Here is a 16,055-nt window from a genome sequence, read left to right on the forward strand (position 1 = left end):
GTCCTTGAAGGCGAGATCACCGACCACGTCGGCTACGACGAGCACGACAACGGCGGCCGGGCATCGGTCTGGTCCTCACCGATTTGATCTTGACCGTGTGCGGTGGCGCCGCTGGTCCCATCCGGCCGTTCGCCTTCATCTTGGTGCTGGTCGCCGCCTTCGCGGTTCTCCCGGTTCGACGCGTTCGCTGAAGCTCTTGCCGCGAAGGCATTCCCGACGCAGGCCGCAATTCATCATCGTTACCACCCACTTTGCACCGTAAGGAACCCGAGGAACTCATGGAGCTTCCGCTGATTCCCGCACCTGCCACTGCGGCCACCCACGAGGGCGTACTGGCTGTCACCAGCGCCACCGGGGTCCTCGTGGAGTCGGCCGGACTCGCGGGCATCGCCGCGCGATTCACCGAGGACGTCCGCATCGACTCCGGGATCTCCCTCAGCCTGGGGGGCGAAGCCGCCAGCGGCCCGCACATCCGCCTGCAGATCGACGACTCCGGCCTCGACAGCACCTCACCCGCCTCGGGACTGCGGGCCGACGGCAAGGCGACCACCGGCGACGCCGACGAACGCCACGGCCTCCAGATCACCGACAAGGGTGCGCGGGTATGGGGCTCGACGAAGGAGGCCGTGTTCCGCGGGCTCACCACCCTGCGGCAGCTCATCTCGACGCACGCGCAGGACGGCGTCGCCGAGCTGCCGGCCGCCCGTATCGTCGACGGGCCGCGGTTCGCCTGGCGCGGGCTGTCCCTCGACGTCGTCCGCACGTTCCACGAGCCCGCCACGGTCCGCCGCGTCATCGACATGTGCGCCCTGCACAAGCTGAACGTGCTGCACCTGCACCTGACCGACGACCAGGGATGGCGTATCGAGGTGCTGTCGCGGCCCTCGCTTACCGGGATTGGTGCCCTCGGCGCGGCCGACGACCGGCCCGGCGGCTTCTACACCCAGGCCGACATCGCCGGCCTGGTGGCCTACGCGGCCGAGAGTTTCGTGACCGTCGTCCCCGAGATCGACATGCCCGGCCACGCCACGGCGGCGATCGCCGCCTGCCCCGAACTCGCCTCGCCCGACGCCGCATCCATCGACCTCGGCGACGGCAACACCTTCGAGCTGAAGTGCCTGGACCCGGCCCGCGACGAGACATGGGCGTTCGTCGAGGACGTACTCGACGCCGTAGTGCCGCAGTTCCCGCAGAGCGCCTACCTGCACATCGGCGGGGACGAGGCCTTCGGCATGCCGGACGAGGCGCATGCCGCGTTTGTCGAGCGCACTGCCACCCTGGTACGCGCCCGCGGGAAGCGGGTGGTCGGCTGGCAGGAGATTGCCCGTGCCGCCATCGGCCGCGACGACGTCGTCCAGTACTGGATGGCGGCGGGTGAGATCGAGTCCGCCGGTGACACGCTCGGCGCCATGGTGCCGCCGGCACTGCTGCCGGTCCTGCTCGACAACCTCAGCAAGGCGAAGCACGACGTGCCCAGCGCGCGGGCGCGAGGCGCCCAGCTGCTGGTATCACCCTCCACCTGGCTCTACTTCGACCGACCGCACGCCGACGCGTCGTCCGACCCCGACCAGGAAGCGGCGCGGGCCCGCCTCGGCATGCAGCTGTACCCGCCGACCTCGATCCGCTCCGGCGTCGAGTGGGACCCGGTGGACGACACCCCGGAGGTCCTCGGCGACGACGAAATCGTCGGCGTCGAGGCGGCCGTCTGGTGCGAAACACTCGCCGACGACTCCGCGTTGGAACTCATGCTTCTGCCCCGGCTCGCCGCCCTGGCGGAGAAAGGCTGGGCGCAGCGGCACCCCACCGAGTGGGACGCGTACGCCGCTCGCCTCGGTCGGCAGTCCGTGGCCTGGCGGCGGCGCGACTGGAACTGGTTCCGCTCGGTGGAGGTCGACTGGGCCTGACCGCAGCAGCAGCCCGCATTTGATGAACCCCGAACGACCAAAGAAGGAGCCAGATGTACGCACACCCGCAGTCCCTGAGCGAACACACGGTCATCGTCACCGGAGCATCGCGAGGCGTGGGCCTGGGGATCGCGACCGCCCTGGCTGAGCGTGGCGCGCGACTGTTCCTCACCGACATCGACGGCCCCGCGCTTACCGCAGCCCACAACTCCCTCGAAGCCGTGGCACCGGCGGTGGCCAGCTTGCAGGCCGACCTCCGCGAGCCGCGATCGGCTTCGGTCATCGTCGACGCCGCCACGGCACGCTTCGGCACGCTCACCGGCCTGGTCAACAACGCCGTCTGGGTACAGAACCCCACACCCTTCGTCGAACAGGACGATGCCGCCTTCGCGCGGACCTTTGACACCGGTCCGCGCGCCACGTTCCATCTGATGAAGGCGGCCTATCCACACCTCAAGGCGGCCGGCGGCGGTTCGATCGTCAACCTCGGCTCCAGCGCGGGCACCGGGGGCGAAGAAGGCTTCGCCGCGTACGCGGGTGCCAAGGAGGCCATCCGCGGGATCACCCGCGTCGCCTCACTCGAGTGGGGAAAGGAAGCGATCCGCGCCAACATCATCGCCCCGTACGCCAACTCCGAGGGAATGAAGGCGTGGGAGACGGTCGACCCCGACGCCTACCACCGCGCCCTGCAGCGCAACCCCATGGGTCGCATCGGCGACGTCAAGGCCGACATCGGCGCCGTCGCCGCGTGGCTGATAGGCGATGAATCCACCTACATAACGGGGCGGACGTTCATGGTCGACGGAGGAGCCGGCGCCTACCGTTGAACTGGCGCGATCCAACCGAGCACGTATGCGAGGGCCTTCCCTGCCGCAGCAACTACGTCGACCGCAGCGCCATGAGTATGTACCGGCGAACAGATGTACTCCCAGGCCCGGCCGAGGTCGCGCGATGCGACAGCAACGACCTCAGCCGAGGGAGTGGTGCGAATCGCTTCGAGATCCGGGAGAACCGGGGGCGGGAAGAGGTTGGCTCGTGAGCGGGCCGCATACTTCCAGCTCATGGAGCAGGGCTACAGCACGCGGGAAGCCGCGGGGATCGTCGGCATCAACCTCCGCACCGGTAAGCGGTGGCGCGATGGCCGGCACTCACCGCCAGGCGGCAGAAGGGCGGTTCCTCCTGTACGGATCATGGAGGAACCGCCCTCGGCTTCTCGCTACCTCACCGAGGCCGAGCGCATCCGCATCGCCGACCGGCTGCGCGAGAACGCGTCGATCCGGCGGGTCGCCGCCGACCTGGGCCGCAGTCCTTCCACCATCAGCCGGGAGATACGACGCAACCGGCGCCCCATGCCCAATGAAGGCTGGACCTACCGGCCATTCGAGGCCGAGATACGTCGCCTGCGACCCAAAGCGGGCAAGAGCGGTCAGAACATCGAACTGCGGGAATTCATCCAGGACCACCTCATGATGCGGTGGAGCCCCGAGCAGATCTGCTGGCTCTGCGGACACGCTTCCCCGACCTGCCGGAGATGCACGTGACCCACCAGACGGTCTACCAGGCGCTTTACGTCCAGGGCCGCGGTGCACTGCGCCGAGAACTGACCCGCGCCCTGCGTACTGGACGGGTCATGCGCCGCCCTCACCGTCACGCCTACAAGCGCGTTGCCGGCCCGATCAGAAACATGGTGACTACCGGCAAGGGGAAGAGCGGACGGGTGAAGTACATGAACTCCCGATGATGCCTCGTGATCCCAAGCCCCGCCGATGGAATGTGTGAGTGGGGTGCATGGCTAGCCGTTGAGAAGCGGCAGGCGCTGGCCGGCAGAAGGTCACTCCGGCCCGGCGGACACCGCGGCCTCGGGGTAGAGGGAGCACCCACCCCGGTCGTATCTCATTCGTGTGGAACGTGGAAACCCCGTTGAGGTCCAGGCCGCTTTGGCCCGGTCAGCCGACCGTAGGGAAGGCTCAACTCCCCAGCGGGAACAGATCGGACTCCGATTGACTGGTGGCGGATCGAGGAAGACGTACGGCGTCTGCGGCAGAGAATCTTCACGGCATCGCAGGCAGGGGATCTGAGGAAGGTCCGCAATTTGCAGAAGCTGATGCTCCGGTCTCGTGCGAACACGCTCCTGAGCTTGCGACGGGTCGCGGAGATCAACGCTGGACGCGCGACGGCGGGAGTTGACGTGGCAACAGCACAGGGACGAGACCGGTGATCATCCGAGGTTCCCCGAGATGCGGAGTGTGTTGACAGAGGGTCAGATGGGACTCATGAGAGGATCTGTGATCACGGCTTCAACCGCCCCGGGTTCGATGGAGACATCGAAGACCCGTGGGGATCCGTTCATGGCTGCTCCCCGTAAGTACCCCGATGAACTTCGCGAGCGTGCGACCCGGCTGGCGATTGAGGCCCGCAAGGACCCCGGCACCCGTGCCGGCGCGATCAAGCGAATCGCCGACCAGCTCGATGTGCACCCCGAGGCCCTGCGGACCTGAGTCAAGCGCGCCGAGACTGACGAGGGACTCGTCCCCGGCACGACCAGCACAGACGCTGCCCACCTCGCGGAACTGGAACGCGAGGTCAGGGAGTTGAGCCGACCTAGAGCGTAGAACCAGATTCTCGCTACTGCAACGGTCGCATGCATGCCGGCCAGCCGACACCCCCTGGCAAGTTGACAGTAATCAGAATCTTGTTTCATTATTGATGTGCACTTCTAAGTCAGCGACACCGTGTCCAGTACTCGATACCCGGATGGCCGGCGCACACGTGAACGCGAACGGGTCTGGTCGGGTCGGCGTCCCGGGCGGACTCTCACACACCAATTGACCAGCTCCCTGCCGGAGTTCAGGTGCTATGTGCGCTTTCGACGATTCTGGTCCGACGGTACTCCAGGGCAACAAAGGATGGGTAGACGGTGAGCGAACAGACATTGGGAATTGTGGGAAGCGGAAACATAGGCGCAGCCGTGGCGAGGTTGGCCGTTCGTGCTGGCGTGCGTGTGCTGATCAGTAACTCCCGTGGGCCGAGAAGTCTCACCTCCTTTGCGGACGAGCTTGGCGGTGGGACACGGCCTGTGAGTATCGAAGAGGCCGCCCGCGCCAGCGAGTTGGTTGTGGTCGCGATTCCATTTCTGCGTTTTCGCGATCTTCCGCCAGCTTACTTCGAGGGACAGACGGTGATCGAGACTATGAACTTTGACCCGCGCCGCGATCAAGAAGTGGCCCACCTGCTGGAAGCAGGCTCCACGCCATCGGAGTTGGTACAAGCCCATCTTGCCGATGCGCACATTGTTAAGGCTTTCAGTAACATATTTGCGGCTCACCTGGAGTTGTTGGCCCGACCTGCCGGCGCGCCTGACCGAAGCGCACTGCCGGTCGTCAGCGACAACGGCGAATCCAAGCGTCAGGCGATGTCGCTTCTGAGCGCTTTGGGGTGGGATTCCGTTGATGTCGGCAGCCTTAGCGACAGTAACCTATTCGATCTGGGCACCCCGGCCTTCTGTGCTCCCTACATGAAGGATTCAAGCGGCAGTTGGTGGGATCGGTTGGATACCGACCCCGGCATGCCGCTGCCCGCATCGCAGCTACGTCTGAAACTCGACTCCGCCAGGTTGCCGCACGATCGAGATTGACATGAGGGCCACGAGACCCAGGGCAACTTCAAGTTCCCGGTAGGCCGTAGTCTGCCGATGGCCAGGTTCCGCAAAGCATTTGGCGGCGGAGCCTACAGGTGTACACATGGGAAATGAAGCATGGACATGGAGCTCCGGGGTCGCTCGTGCCGAGGATGCGGGACGTCACGCCGGGCGCGATCCTCACCGACTCGATACAGGAGCTCGTCACCGCGATCGCGTCGGCTCATGGATGGACCGGGGACTGGGCGGATCTCGAACGCTCAGCCGCGGCCGACTGGGTGCCCAACGATGTCGGCCGGTTCGGACGTCCGGAGGAGATCGCGGCCGCTGTCGCCTATCTGGCCGGCACGACCGCGGCATACGCCTCCGGGGCGACGATCCGGGTTGACGGGGGCCGATTTCCTCCGCATTTTGACCCGTCCGCCGACTCTCCCACATCTGGCTCGCAAGCAACTTGCGGCGGCTATTCCGATTCTTTACAGGTCCCGCCGCAGGTGCGACCCAGAGGGAGTAAGGCATCCACACGCAAGCCAAAGGAGAGTGAAATGGCGACCGATCCAAACGCTGACGTAATCGAGGAATTCAGAGCCCACCAAGGTGCCGTCGCCCAGGCCATGGGCGGGGCTCTCAAGGGTCTCGATCTCGTCCTCCTGCACCACATCGGCAGGAAGTCCAAGAAGGAATACGTCACCCCGGTGTCGCATATGACCCATAACGGATCATATTTGCTGCTCGGCTCTTTTGCGGGTGCTCCGACCGAGCCTCACTGGGTCGGCAATCTGGAGTCGATGGACCGCTTGACGGTTGAATTCGGCAATCGTACCGAGGAAGTGCGGGCCACGGTTTTCCGGGAGGGTCCGGAATGGGAACGTCTGTATGAGACTGCGCGTGCGCACTGGCCGTTCATTCGCGACTATGAGAAAAAGACGTCTCGAACGTTCCCCGTGGTACGCCTTGAGCGCGTTTCTGCTATCGGCTGACATGAAGCTATCCACCATCGATTGAGGTACCCGTGAAACAGGTGACCGTCCAGCCCATGGCGGACGTGCGCGACATGTATACGGCGCACACCCTGATGCGCCGGGAGTTCCGTCTCCTTCCCCGGGCCGTCCGCGACGTTGCCCCGGGCAACACCCGGCAGACCGCGATTGTCGCGGCCCACGCACAGAAGGTCTGTCTCATCCTGCATCTTCACCACAAGGGCGAGGATCTCGTCCTGTGGCCGCTCCTGCTGGAGCGAGGCGGAGAGCGGGCCGCTGCCATCGTGCCCACCATGGAGGAGCAGCATCACGGTATCGAGGCCGCTCTCCACGACGTGAACGAACTTCTGCCGACCTGGCAATCCACGGCTCAGGGAGGCGAGAATCTCGCCACGGCCTTCGACGTATTGCTCGACCGTCTGCTGGAACACATGACCATGGAGGAGCAAGAGATTCTCCCCCTGGCCGAGAAGTTCGTCACTGCCGCCGAATGGAACAAGCTCGGAGAGCACGGCCTGGCCGCAACTCCGAAGAAAGCCCTGCCCCTCAGTCTAGGAATGATGATGTACGAGGGGGATCCTGATGTGATCAAAGAGATCCTTTCGCACGCTCCTCTCGTGGCTCGCCTGATCATGCCGATCGTGGCCCCGCGCATCTACGCCTCACAGGCCAAACGGGTCTACGGCACCCCCACCCCGCCCCGCTGCGGAGCGTGATCGCGAATCCGACGCCGGGCAGAACAATGCGGGTACTGCACGGCGACGGGTACACCCTCGCCGCTTCATATCCGTGTCCCCCCGCTGCGAGAGGACACGGCCGACTTCCCGCCGACACACTCTTCGGCGGGGGGTGTCAGGCTTGAAACGACTCTCGGCTGGAGGCGTGCTCCTGTCAGCTTCCAGCCGTCTTCGGTGCGGTACGGACGCGGCCGCCAGGTTCTCCCGTACGTACCGCACCTGCTTGGTGCCGGGCATGGGCGCGATGTCGTGGCCCTGGGCCAGCAGCCAGGCCAGTGCGACCTGCCCGGGCGTGCAGTTCCTCTCGGCGCTGAAGGCTTTGGGGCGTCGACCAGCCGCAGGTTGTGCTCGAAGTTGTCCCCTTGAAACTTGGGCAGCGTCGACCGGAAGTCGTTGCTGTCGAATGCGGCGCCTCGGGCGAATCGGCCCTCCAGCGTGGCCCGGCCCAGCGGGCTGTACGCACGAGCGTGATGCCCAGCCGTCGGCACTCGGGCAGGACCTCGGCCTCCGCATGTCCGGTCCGACCTCGCTCAGGCCGATCGCGCAGACCTTGCCCTGCGTGACGAGAGAGGCCATCGCCCCGACGGTTTCCTCGATCGGCACGCTCGGGTCGAGGCGGTGGTAGTAGTACAGGTCGATCCGGTCGGTGCCCAGCCGGAGCAGACTGGCCTCGCAGGCCGCCCGGACGTACTCGGGCCGTCCGTCGAAGGAGCTCCCGCCCTCCGGTGTCGGACGAGCCGCGCACTTGGTGGTGGATCAGTGCCTGTCGCGTCAGCCGTTGTCTGGCGCATCATCGACGCAGCGTCCAAGGCCGCGCGCCGTTCGACGAGCTGAGAGTGTCGCGGACGACGCGGCGAAGGAGCTTCCCGGTTTCCGTGCGCGGCAGCGTGTCGACGAACTCGTAGTGGCGTGGGCACTTGGCTCGGGTCAGCACCGAGCGGCAGAACCTGTCGAGTTCGGCAGGCAGCAGTTCGCGGTGGTGTTCCCCGTCGGCGAGCTGGACCACGGCAACGACCTGGTTCCCCCATTCGGGGTCGGGCATTCCGACCACGGCCACGTCCGCGACCGCAGGGTGCTCAGCGAGGTGCTGTTCGACCTCCGCCGGGTAGACGTTGACACCACCGGTGATGATGAGGTCGACCCGCCGGTCCAGCAGATACAGATATCCGGCGGGATCGACGCGGCCGATATCACCGGCGGTGGCATACCCGTCGGCGCGGACGGTGGCGGCGGTCTTGAGGGGGTCGTTGTGATAGCGGAACGGCGGTTGCCCGGCCGGAAAGTAGATGAGGCCGGCCTCGCCTGCCGCGACAGGTTCGCCGTTCTCGTCGAGAATCTTGGCGTCTATGAGGCGCCCGACCGAACCGGGATGTGCCATTGCCTCCGTCGGGGAAATGACACTTACGAGCCCTTCGGTCGAGGCGAGGTATTCCCAGACGACCGGACCGAGCCAGGCGAGCGCTCGTGCCTTCAGGTTCGGTGGGAAGGGGGCACCCGCGGCGACCACGGTCTCCAGGCTGTCCAGGTCGGCGGCGGCCCGCACTTCCTCCGGCAATTCGAGGAGCCGGTGGAAGTGCGTCGGCACCAGGTGAGTGCTGGTCACGTGATGTTTCGCCACGGCGGTCAGGAACGCTTCGGCGTCAAAACGCGGTTGCAGTACCACGGTGTGGCCGAGGTGCAGCGCGTTGACCGCAAAGGTGTTGGGCGCGGAGTGGTACAGCGGAGCCATGACCAGGTGAACGCCGTCGAACGCGCGGAACCCGAACAACCTTGTCATGCGGTCCATCGCGGGCAGCACCTCCTCCGGCAGGATGGCCGCCAGTGACCTGCGAACGCCCTTGGGCGCCCCGGTGGTGCCGGACGTGTAGCCCATGGTCGCGCCCAAGCGGCGGTCCGCCGGAGTGCCGGCATCGGCTGCGGTGAGCCACGCCTCGTAGTCGTGCCAGCCCGCTACAGGAGTGCCGACAACGAAGCGGTGCTCGACGAGCTCGTCGAGCACCGGGGCGAGGGCTGCTGCGAGGTCATGCGACGCGACAAGCACCCGTGCGTCCGAGTCCCGGACGATGTAGGCGACTTCGGCCGGGGTCAGATGGGCGTTGATCGGCACCCGGTACATCCCGACCTGCTCCACACCGAGCGCGACCTCGAAGAACGAGGGCTCGTTGCGCAGGAGGTATGCCACGACGTCGCCGTTGCGCAGACCCAGCGCACGCAGCGCGTTGGACAGCCTGTTGCCGCGCTCGAGAAGCAGCCCGAACGTCGTCGTCGTATCGTCTGCTGCGACGATCGCGATCTGGTCCGGGTACGTGGCGCCGACCGAGTAGGCGCCGATCGGCAGGGTGAGATCGGTAGCCATTGCGGATCTCCTTTCTCGACGATGGGCCGGCCCCTCTTAGACGGCGGACTTCTCCAGGATGTGCACGGCACATGCCTGGCCGAGCCCGATGACGTGGGCGAGTCCGACCTTGGCGCCGTCGATCTGGCGGGAACCGGCTTCTCCGCGCAGGTGGGTCGCCACTTCCCAGATGTTGGCGATGCCGGTCGCCGACACCGGGTGCCCTTTGGATTCGAGCCCTCCCGACACGTTCACCGGGATGCGGCCGTCGCGCCAGGTCGCTCCCGACTCGAACAGGTCGACGGCTCCTCCTGGCGCGCAGAGGGACAGGTTCTCGTAGTGCACAAGCTCGGCCGTGGCGAAGCAGTCGTGCAACTCGACCAGGCCGAGGTCCTCCGGCACGACACCGGCAAGCTCGTAAGCCTGGCCGGCCGCCTGCTGGGTGAGCGTATTGACGTCCGGCAGGACCTGACACCCCTCCTCCCAGGGGTCGCTGGTGAGCACCGAGGCGCTCACCTTGACGGCGCGACGCCGCTGTTGCAGCGAGAGCGTGCGGAGCTTGCTGTCGCTCACGACCACCGCCGCAGCCGCCCCGTCGCAGTTGGCCGAGCACATCGGCCGGGTGTTCGGGTAGGCGATCATGACATCGTTCATGATCTCTTCCAGCGTGAACCGCTTCTGGTACGCGGCGAGCGGGTTCAGGGTCGAGTGCGCGTGGTTCTTCTCAGCGATGCGTGCGAACAGCTCGAAGTCGACGCCTTCATGGCGCCCCGCGTACTCCATGCCGATCTGCGCGAAGACCCCCGGCATCGTGTCCGTCCTGACACGGCCTTCCAGGGACGTCACCGCTCCCAAGCGTCCCTGCGGGCTCCACTGCTCGTCTGCCTTCGTGGCCGCGCCGGCGCCGAGCAGCCCCGTCCCGGACAGCTTCTCGACGCCGACCGCGAGCCCCATGTCGGTCTCGCCGGCCTTGACGGCCATGATCGCGACGCGCAGGGCTGTTGCGCCGGTCGCGCACGCGTTGGCCACGTTGTAAACCGGCACGCCGGTCTGCCCGATCTGCTTCTGCAGGCTCTGACCGAACGTCGCGGGACCGCCGAAGAGATTGCCGGCCGCGAGGACACCGATGTCGTTGATGCCGACACCGCCATCGGCCAGCGCACCGAGCGTGGCTTCGACCGCCAGGTCGATGGTGTCCTTCTCGGGGTGCTTGCCGAACTTCGTCATGTGGATCCCGAGAATCCAGACGTTCTCAGTCATTGCCGTCGCCCTCCTCGGCCGGCTCGAAGCCGTAGCTGATGGCCTGGACGCCGGCGGCGTCGGTTCCAATCGGGAATGTGGTCAACCGGAGCTTCATACCGAGCCACACGTGGGCGGGATCAGGAGCAGTGTTGACGACCAATCCCTGGACGGCGGTGCCCGCGCAGTCCGCGATCGCGGCGACATACGGCACCGGGACACCGTCCGCCGCGACATTGACGATCGTGAAGGCCCGCAGGGTGCCGTCGCGTTCGACATCGGCTCGGGTGAACTCGGTCCTCCCGCAGGCGGCGCAGGCGTTGCGCCGGTCGAAGTACCGGGCCTTGCAGGCGGTGCACTCGTGCACGACCAGGTGCGGGGGCTCATCAAGGACGAGGTAATCCACGATGGGCGTTCGGTCCACGCTGTGCGTTCGATCCACGCTGTGCTCCCAAGGATGAGAACCGCACCCCGCGGCGCGAGGCGCTCGAAGCTGTCCGATCGGCGTGCAGCGAGAATACGGTTTCACTTAGCGGTTGTCCACAAGGCTGCCATAGGCACATCCAAGCTGGTCGGACAGCGAGGTTACGGTCCAGCAGAGTGCACCCTGCACCAGGCAATGAAACAGAGTTCTAGCTACGGTGCGACTGCTTGGCGGTCAGCATGGCTTCCCAGGCGTCGGGCTCTGCGGCGATGAGTCGCGCGGTCAGAGCTACGTCGTTCCTGGTCATGAGGCTGTTCAAGCATCTCCGCGCGAGCCCGAAGACAGCGTTCGTGGATGCGAGCGTGATCTCGAGTGCGGGCAGTCCGGGGTCGATGGAGCCGTCTTGCCGCCTTTGCGCGAAAGCCGACAGGACCTCGTGAGGGGCCCGGTGGTGAAGGTCAGGCCCTCGCCCAGCGCCTGGAAGTCCGCCGTGGCCCGGACGATGGGAGCGGCGGTGGACAGTGAGCCGGCGCCGGTGCGCAAGTAGAACTTCGTCCACTCTGTGCGGGCCGCCGCCGGCGTGAGCGCCTCGCAGATCTACTACTGCTTCGACGGCAAGGACAGCCTCATCCGCGCCGTCATCGACCACCAGAACCGAGAGCGTGCTCGGAGTGCAGAAGCCACTGCTGGCCAACCTCGACAGCATCGAGGCGTTGGAGGCGTGGCGCGACGTCATCGCGAGCATCCATCGGGACGGGCGCAACCAACAGGGTTGCCCCGTGGGCAGCCCGACCAACGAGCTGTCCGGGTCAGCCCCGGAGGCGCGGGCCGACCTGCGGGACGGCTTCAGCCGATGGGAACACTCGCTGCGGCACGGCCTGCGCACGATGTGGGAGCGTGGCGAACTGCCCCACCGGCTCGACCCCGAGCGCTTCGCCCTCGCATTGCTCGCCGCGGTCCAGGATGGCCTGACACTCACCCGGGCCCGGCGCGACACCGTTGTGCTCGAAGCGTCCCTCGACACCCTGGCCGACTGCCTGCGCGGCCACTCCGAACACTGACGCCGGTGCGAAACGGGGCCGCGTTCTCGGTGTGACATTCGGGAGAAATACGTCTCGGTACTTTATAGAATGCATAGAATTCGATTCTATGAAGTACCGGCTGCCGGGAAGGAGCCGGTGGTAAGATCTCGCTTGTGTCAGCTGCCGTTTCACCCGTTCCGCTGTCCATCGAGATGATGACGAGTCGACAGCTCGTCCGCCGTGCTCGGCTCATCGAGACGATGATCGAGCTCGTCAACGAATCCGGTTCGGCGTCGATCCAGATGCGTGACGTGACCGAACGGTCAGGAGTGGCACTGGGCACCGCCTATCGGTACTTCCGGTCGAAGGATCACCTCCAGGCTGCAGCGCTGGTGGAGTGGCAGGGCAAGGTCACGCGCCGCATCCTGGTGTCGAACCGCGACCCGGACTCGGACGTGCTGCTGCTGGTGAAGGACTTCCTGCGGCGTGCCCTGCAGGCCTTCGATCGCCTCCCCGGCATGGCTGCCCTCACAGTGCAGATGCTGGCGTCGGCCGAGCCGGAGGTCCAGCGGCTGATGGAACAGAACTCCGAGCTGCACGTCGCCGCGTTCGACCACCTGCTCGCCGGCGTGCCCGAGGACGAGATCCCCTCCATCCGCCTCGCGATCCACTGCGTGCTGTGGGATGCAGTCAAGCGCATGTCCAGCGGGCGGATCACGTTCCAGGAAGCGCTCGCTCAGGTCGAAGGCGTCGCCGACATCTTGTTGGGCGCCCGTGCGCGGCGTTCCGATGCCCTGCGGGGGAACCGCTCCGAGCGCACCTCTGCATGATCCGGCACTGGCCCGGAGCCTCGCCGAGTTCATCCGCGAACTCGTCGTCGCCGGCACCCGCGAGAGCCTGGCCGCCGTCCGCGCCCGGGGCAAGGTCGACGGCCGCCCCACCGTCGTCGACGAGGACCTGATCCGGGCATCCCGGCTCTTCAGCCGGCCGAAAACATCAGCCGCCCGTTCGCTGCTGTAGGTGTGGGCCGCGAGCCATTCGATCGGGTGCAGCTGCCGGAACCAGCCGTTGTAGTCGCCTGTCGCGAGGCTGATGGCCCGCAGTCGGCGGCAGGGCTCGAAACCCGGTCGGGCCCGTGGCCGGCGGCCGTCAGCTCAGGACGGACCGCAGGCTGGGGTCCCACAAGGTCGGGTCGCCGCGCGCCGCCGATCGGCACCGTCCGGTGCCTGCTCCGCCGCAATATCGATCAGGTACGGACAGTCCACAGGCGCACGTACTTACCGATATCGGAACGCCTCCCGCCGACACCCGCACAGCCACGGCGCCGGGCAGGCCCGCGGTGCCGTGGCAGCCGCGGGCCTGCGGGGTGGTGGTGTCAGTGGTCCTTGTCCGAGAAGGTTGCGAACCTGGGTTCGCGGTCCGTGGGTGTGGGGGCTGGTGTGTGAGTGGCGAGCTTCTCGCCTTCGATGTCGACGTTGGGCAGGATGCGGTCGATCCATCCGGGCAGGGACCAGGCGTGTTTGCCGAGGAGGGCGAGAGCGGCGGGCACGATCGTCATGCGGACGACGAAGGCGTCGAAGGCGACAGCGACCGCGAGGCCGAATCCGAGTGACTTGAGCATGGCGTCGTGCGAGCCGACGAAGCCGGCGAACACGCAGATCATGATGAGGGCCGCGGCTGTGACGACGGTGGCGCTGTGTTTGAAGCCTGATTCGATCGCGGTACGGGCGTCGGCGCCGTGGACGTACGCCTCGCGCATGCGGGTGACCAGGAATACCTGGTAGTCCATGGCCAGGCCGAAGACGACGCCCACCATGAGGATGGGCATCAGGCTCATGACCGGCCCTGTCTGCTCCAGGCCGATCAGGTCTTTCAGCCAGCCCCACTGGAAGACGGCGACGAGTGCGCCGAAGGAGGCGAGCACCGACAGGAGGAAGCCGAGGGCCGCCTTGACGGGTACGAGGATCGAGCGGAAGACCAGGATGAGTACGAGGAAGGCCAGGCCGACGACGAGGGCCAGGTAGGGCACGATCGCCGCGCTGAACTTGGCCGAGACGTCGATGTTGAGCGCCGTCGTACCGGTCACCAGAGAGCGGGCCCCGGTGTCCGACTTGAGGTCGGCGGCAACCGAGCGGACGGCGTCGACGAGGTTCTTGGTGGCTTCGCTGCCGGGTGTGCTCTTGGGGATGACGGTGATGATGGCGGTGTCGCCGGCCTCGTTGAAGGCGGCCGGGGTCACGGCGGCCACGTCCGGCAGACCGGCGAGGGACTTGCCCATGTCCGTGGCGCTGGTGCGGGCGACGGTGGGGTCCTGGTCGTCGACGGTCACCGTGAGGGGACCGTTGAAGCCGGGCCCGAAGGACTGCGCCAGCATGTCGTACGCCTGGCGCTGGGTGGAGGAGGTGGCCTTGGCGCCGTCGTCAGGCAGTCCCAGTTCGAGTTTCGTGGCAGGCAGGGCGATCACACCGAGGGTGACCACGCTCAGCAGCAGCACCTTCACAGGCCTGCGCAAGACGTAGGAGATCCACCGCTGGCCCAGCCCCGCCTTGGCCGCCTTGGCGGTCCCGGCCGTCCCGGTCTCGGGAGTGGTCTGCGCGCGCGGCTTGCCGCGGACGCGTTCACCGGCGAATCCCAGGAGCGCGGGGATCAGGGTGGTGGCGACGAGGACAGCGATGACGACGGCACCGGCGGCGGCGAGGCCCATCGCGGTGAGGACGGGCAGGTTCACGACCAACAGACCCGCGAGTGCGATGACCACGGTCAGTCCGGCGAAGACGACGGCGGACCCGGCCGTGCCGTTGGCCCGGGCGGCGGCCTCGCGCGCGTCGTAACCGTCGGCGCGCTCCGAACGGTAGCGGGAGACGATGAACAGCGCGTAGTCGATTCCCACGGCGATACCGAGCATCGTCGCCAACGCCGAGGCGTTGCTGGTGAGGTCGAGCGGACCGCTGATCGCGGTGATGGCGGCGGCACTCACGCCGACCCCGACCACAGCGGTGAGCAGCGGGAGACCGGCGGCGATCAGCGAGCCGAAGGTGATGACGAGGATGACGGCGGCCAGGGCGAAGCCGATGGCCTCGGCCATGAAACTCTCCGTCGGGGCAGCCAGCGCGTTGCCGGACGCCTCCACCGTCAGCCCCTGGTCGCGGCCCGACTCCAGCGCCTTCTCCAGACCGGTGTGATCACCGTCGGTCAGGTCCGCGTCCTTCGCGGAATAGGTGGCCTGGGCGTAAGCGGTGGTGCCGTCCGCGCTGACAGTGCGCGTCGCGAACGGGTCGCTGACCTGGGCCACCCGCGGGGATGATTCCTTCACCTCGGCCAGGGTCACTTCGAGCGCGGCCTTGTTCGCGGCGCTGCCGACCTCCTCCCCGCCGGGAGCCCGCACGACGATGCGAGCGGTGGCCCCGTCGGCGTTGGCCGCCGGGAACTTCTCCCCCAGCAGGTCGTACGCCCGCTGGGCCTCGGTGCCGGGCAGGGAGGTGCTCGAGTTGGTGGGACCCGAACCGCTGACGGCGCCGGCGCCGACCACGCCCAGAACGAGCGCCCACAGGACGACGACCAGCCAGCGTCGCCGGAAGGCGAACCTGCCGATCCTGTGAAGGAAGGTAGCCATGGGGAGGATCTCCGATCAAGGGTGTTTTGGGGTGTGCGGTGCCGTGAGTCCGGTACGCAACGGGGTTCGGGGCGGGTGCGGGGCTTTGAAGGCATACAGAAGTAGGGAGGCGGCGCTCAGGCCGCTCTTCGGAGGATGCGGAATTCGCCGACGGAGACAGACGG

16 protein-coding genes and 1 pseudogene are annotated in these 16,055 nt (G+C 66.9%); 12 read left to right on the forward strand and 5 right to left on the reverse strand.

The annotated features are described in order from the left end of the window. The first annotated feature begins 278 nt into the window (after positions 1 to 278). The 9 genes from ACFT9I_RS01395 (at position 279) to ACFT9I_RS01435 (ending at position 7,237) form a co-directional block, all read left to right on the forward strand. Complete coding sequence (locus ACFT9I_RS01395; protein WP_382559184.1) at positions 279 to 1,904, forward strand: beta-N-acetylhexosaminidase; 1,626 nt, start codon at positions 279 to 281, stop codon at positions 1,902 to 1,904. Between the two features lie 53 nt (positions 1,905 to 1,957). Continuing rightward, positions 1,958 to 2,731, forward strand: a complete 774-nt coding sequence (locus tag ACFT9I_RS01400; protein WP_382559186.1) for an SDR family NAD(P)-dependent oxidoreductase — start codon at positions 1,958 to 1,960, stop codon at positions 2,729 to 2,731. A 234-nt stretch (positions 2,732 to 2,965) separates the two neighbouring features. After that, positions 2,966 to 3,445, forward strand: a complete 480-nt coding sequence (locus ACFT9I_RS01405) for a transposase (RefSeq protein WP_382559188.1) — start codon at positions 2,966 to 2,968, stop codon at positions 3,443 to 3,445. Continuing rightward, positions 3,442 to 3,645, forward strand: coding sequence for a hypothetical protein (locus tag ACFT9I_RS01410; RefSeq protein ID WP_382559190.1), 204 nt, complete (start codon positions 3,442 to 3,444; stop codon positions 3,643 to 3,645). Before ACFT9I_RS01405 ends, ACFT9I_RS01410 begins: the two co-directional genes overlap by 4 nt. Positions 3,646 to 3,903: 258 nt before the next feature. After that, positions 3,904 to 4,122, forward strand: coding sequence for a reverse transcriptase N-terminal domain-containing protein (locus tag ACFT9I_RS01415; protein ID WP_382559605.1), 219 nt, complete (start codon positions 3,904 to 3,906; stop codon positions 4,120 to 4,122). A 130-nt stretch (positions 4,123 to 4,252) separates the two neighbouring features. Then, complete coding sequence (locus tag ACFT9I_RS01420) at positions 4,253 to 4,402, forward strand: hypothetical protein (RefSeq protein WP_382559192.1); 150 nt, start codon at positions 4,253 to 4,255, stop codon at positions 4,400 to 4,402. A gap of 419 nt (positions 4,403 to 4,821) precedes the next feature. Then, entirely contained in the window at positions 4,822 to 5,538 is a 717-nt protein-coding gene (locus tag ACFT9I_RS01425) for an NADPH-dependent F420 reductase (RefSeq protein WP_382559194.1), read from the forward strand. 155 nt (positions 5,539 to 5,693) lie between these two features. Beyond that, positions 5,694 to 6,521 (forward strand): nitroreductase/quinone reductase family protein, encoded by an 828-nt coding sequence (locus ACFT9I_RS01430; protein ID WP_382559196.1) that lies wholly within the window; start codon positions 5,694 to 5,696, stop codon positions 6,519 to 6,521. Positions 6,522 to 6,553: 32 nt separating this feature from the next. Beyond that, positions 6,554 to 7,237 carry a hemerythrin domain-containing protein gene (locus ACFT9I_RS01435; RefSeq protein ID WP_382559198.1) on the forward strand — a complete coding sequence of 228 codons (684 nt, stop codon included), beginning with the start codon at positions 6,554 to 6,556 and terminating at the stop codon, positions 7,235 to 7,237. On the opposite strand, the pseudogene ACFT9I_RS01440 reads toward ACFT9I_RS01435, so the two are convergent. The 4 genes and pseudogenes from ACFT9I_RS01440 to ACFT9I_RS01455 form a co-directional block, all read right to left on the reverse strand. Continuing rightward, positions 7,184 to 7,996: pseudogene (locus tag ACFT9I_RS01440) on the reverse strand (aldo/keto reductase); the annotation flags it as partial. The gene ACFT9I_RS01435 and the pseudogene ACFT9I_RS01440 sit on opposite strands and share 54 nt — an antisense overlap. A gap of 52 nt (positions 7,997 to 8,048) precedes the next feature. Further along, positions 8,049 to 9,614: an AMP-binding protein gene (locus ACFT9I_RS01445; protein WP_382559200.1), complete on the reverse strand. Its 1,566-nt coding sequence runs from the start codon at positions 9,612 to 9,614 to the stop codon at positions 8,049 to 8,051. Positions 9,615 to 9,650: 36 nt separating this feature from the next. Next, positions 9,651 to 10,853 carry a thiolase family protein gene (locus ACFT9I_RS01450; protein WP_382559202.1) on the reverse strand — a complete coding sequence of 401 codons (1,203 nt, stop codon included), beginning with the start codon at positions 10,851 to 10,853 and terminating at the stop codon, positions 9,651 to 9,653. Continuing rightward, positions 10,846 to 11,274: an OB-fold domain-containing protein gene (locus ACFT9I_RS01455; protein ID WP_364536401.1), complete on the reverse strand. Its 429-nt coding sequence runs from the start codon at positions 11,272 to 11,274 to the stop codon at positions 10,846 to 10,848. Before ACFT9I_RS01455 ends, ACFT9I_RS01450 begins: the two co-directional genes overlap by 8 nt. Positions 11,275 to 11,927: 653 nt before the next feature. Here ACFT9I_RS01455 and ACFT9I_RS01460 point away from each other — a divergent pair. The 3 genes from ACFT9I_RS01460 (at position 11,928) to ACFT9I_RS01470 (ending at position 13,298) form a co-directional block, all read left to right on the forward strand. Then, positions 11,928 to 12,317, forward strand: coding sequence for a TetR family transcriptional regulator C-terminal domain-containing protein (locus ACFT9I_RS01460; RefSeq protein WP_382559204.1), 390 nt, complete (start codon positions 11,928 to 11,930; stop codon positions 12,315 to 12,317). 134 nt (positions 12,318 to 12,451) lie between these two features. Continuing rightward, complete coding sequence (locus ACFT9I_RS01465) at positions 12,452 to 13,108, forward strand: TetR/AcrR family transcriptional regulator (RefSeq protein ID WP_382559206.1); 657 nt, start codon at positions 12,452 to 12,454, stop codon at positions 13,106 to 13,108. Beyond that, positions 13,068 to 13,298 carry a hypothetical protein gene (locus ACFT9I_RS01470; RefSeq protein WP_382559208.1) on the forward strand — a complete coding sequence of 77 codons (231 nt, stop codon included), beginning with the start codon at positions 13,068 to 13,070 and terminating at the stop codon, positions 13,296 to 13,298. Before ACFT9I_RS01465 ends, ACFT9I_RS01470 begins: the two co-directional genes overlap by 41 nt. A gap of 355 nt (positions 13,299 to 13,653) precedes the next feature. Here ACFT9I_RS01470 and ACFT9I_RS01475 read toward each other — a convergent pair whose 3' ends face one another. Beyond that, entirely contained in the window at positions 13,654 to 15,891 is a 2,238-nt protein-coding gene (locus tag ACFT9I_RS01475; RefSeq protein ID WP_382559210.1) for an MMPL family transporter, read from the reverse strand. Between the last annotated feature and the right edge of the window lie 164 nt (positions 15,892 to 16,055).

The sequence above is a fragment of the Streptomyces sp. NPDC057137 genome, from assembly GCF_042670825.1.
Classification (GTDB): Bacteria; Actinomycetota; Actinomycetes; order Streptomycetales; family Streptomycetaceae; genus Streptomyces.

Bases quoted from the DNA above. Each gene is read 5' to 3' on its own strand.
- ACFT9I_RS01395 (WP_382559184.1), top strand. From the start codon at position 279: ATGGAGCTTCCGCTGATTCCCGCACCTGCCACTGCGGCCACCCACGAG.
- ACFT9I_RS01470 (WP_382559208.1), top strand. From the start codon at position 13,068: ATGCCCTGCGGGGGAACCGCTCCGAGCGCACCTCTGCATGATCCGGCA.
- ACFT9I_RS01445 (WP_382559200.1), bottom strand. From the start codon at position 9,614: ATGGCTACCGATCTCACCCTGCCGATCGGCGCCTACTCGGTCGGCGCC.
- ACFT9I_RS01475 (WP_382559210.1), bottom strand. From the start codon at position 15,891: ATGGCTACCTTCCTTCACAGGATCGGCAGGTTCGCCTTCCGGCGACGC.
- ACFT9I_RS01450 (WP_382559202.1), bottom strand. From the start codon at position 10,853: ATGACTGAGAACGTCTGGATTCTCGGGATCCACATGACGAAGTTCGGC.
- ACFT9I_RS01420 (WP_382559192.1), top strand. From the start codon at position 4,253: ATGGCTGCTCCCCGTAAGTACCCCGATGAACTTCGCGAGCGTGCGACC.
- ACFT9I_RS01405 (WP_382559188.1), top strand. From the start codon at position 2,966: ATGGAGCAGGGCTACAGCACGCGGGAAGCCGCGGGGATCGTCGGCATC.
- ACFT9I_RS01400 (WP_382559186.1), top strand. From the start codon at position 1,958: ATGTACGCACACCCGCAGTCCCTGAGCGAACACACGGTCATCGTCACC.
- ACFT9I_RS01430 (WP_382559196.1), top strand. From the start codon at position 5,694: ATGCGGGACGTCACGCCGGGCGCGATCCTCACCGACTCGATACAGGAG.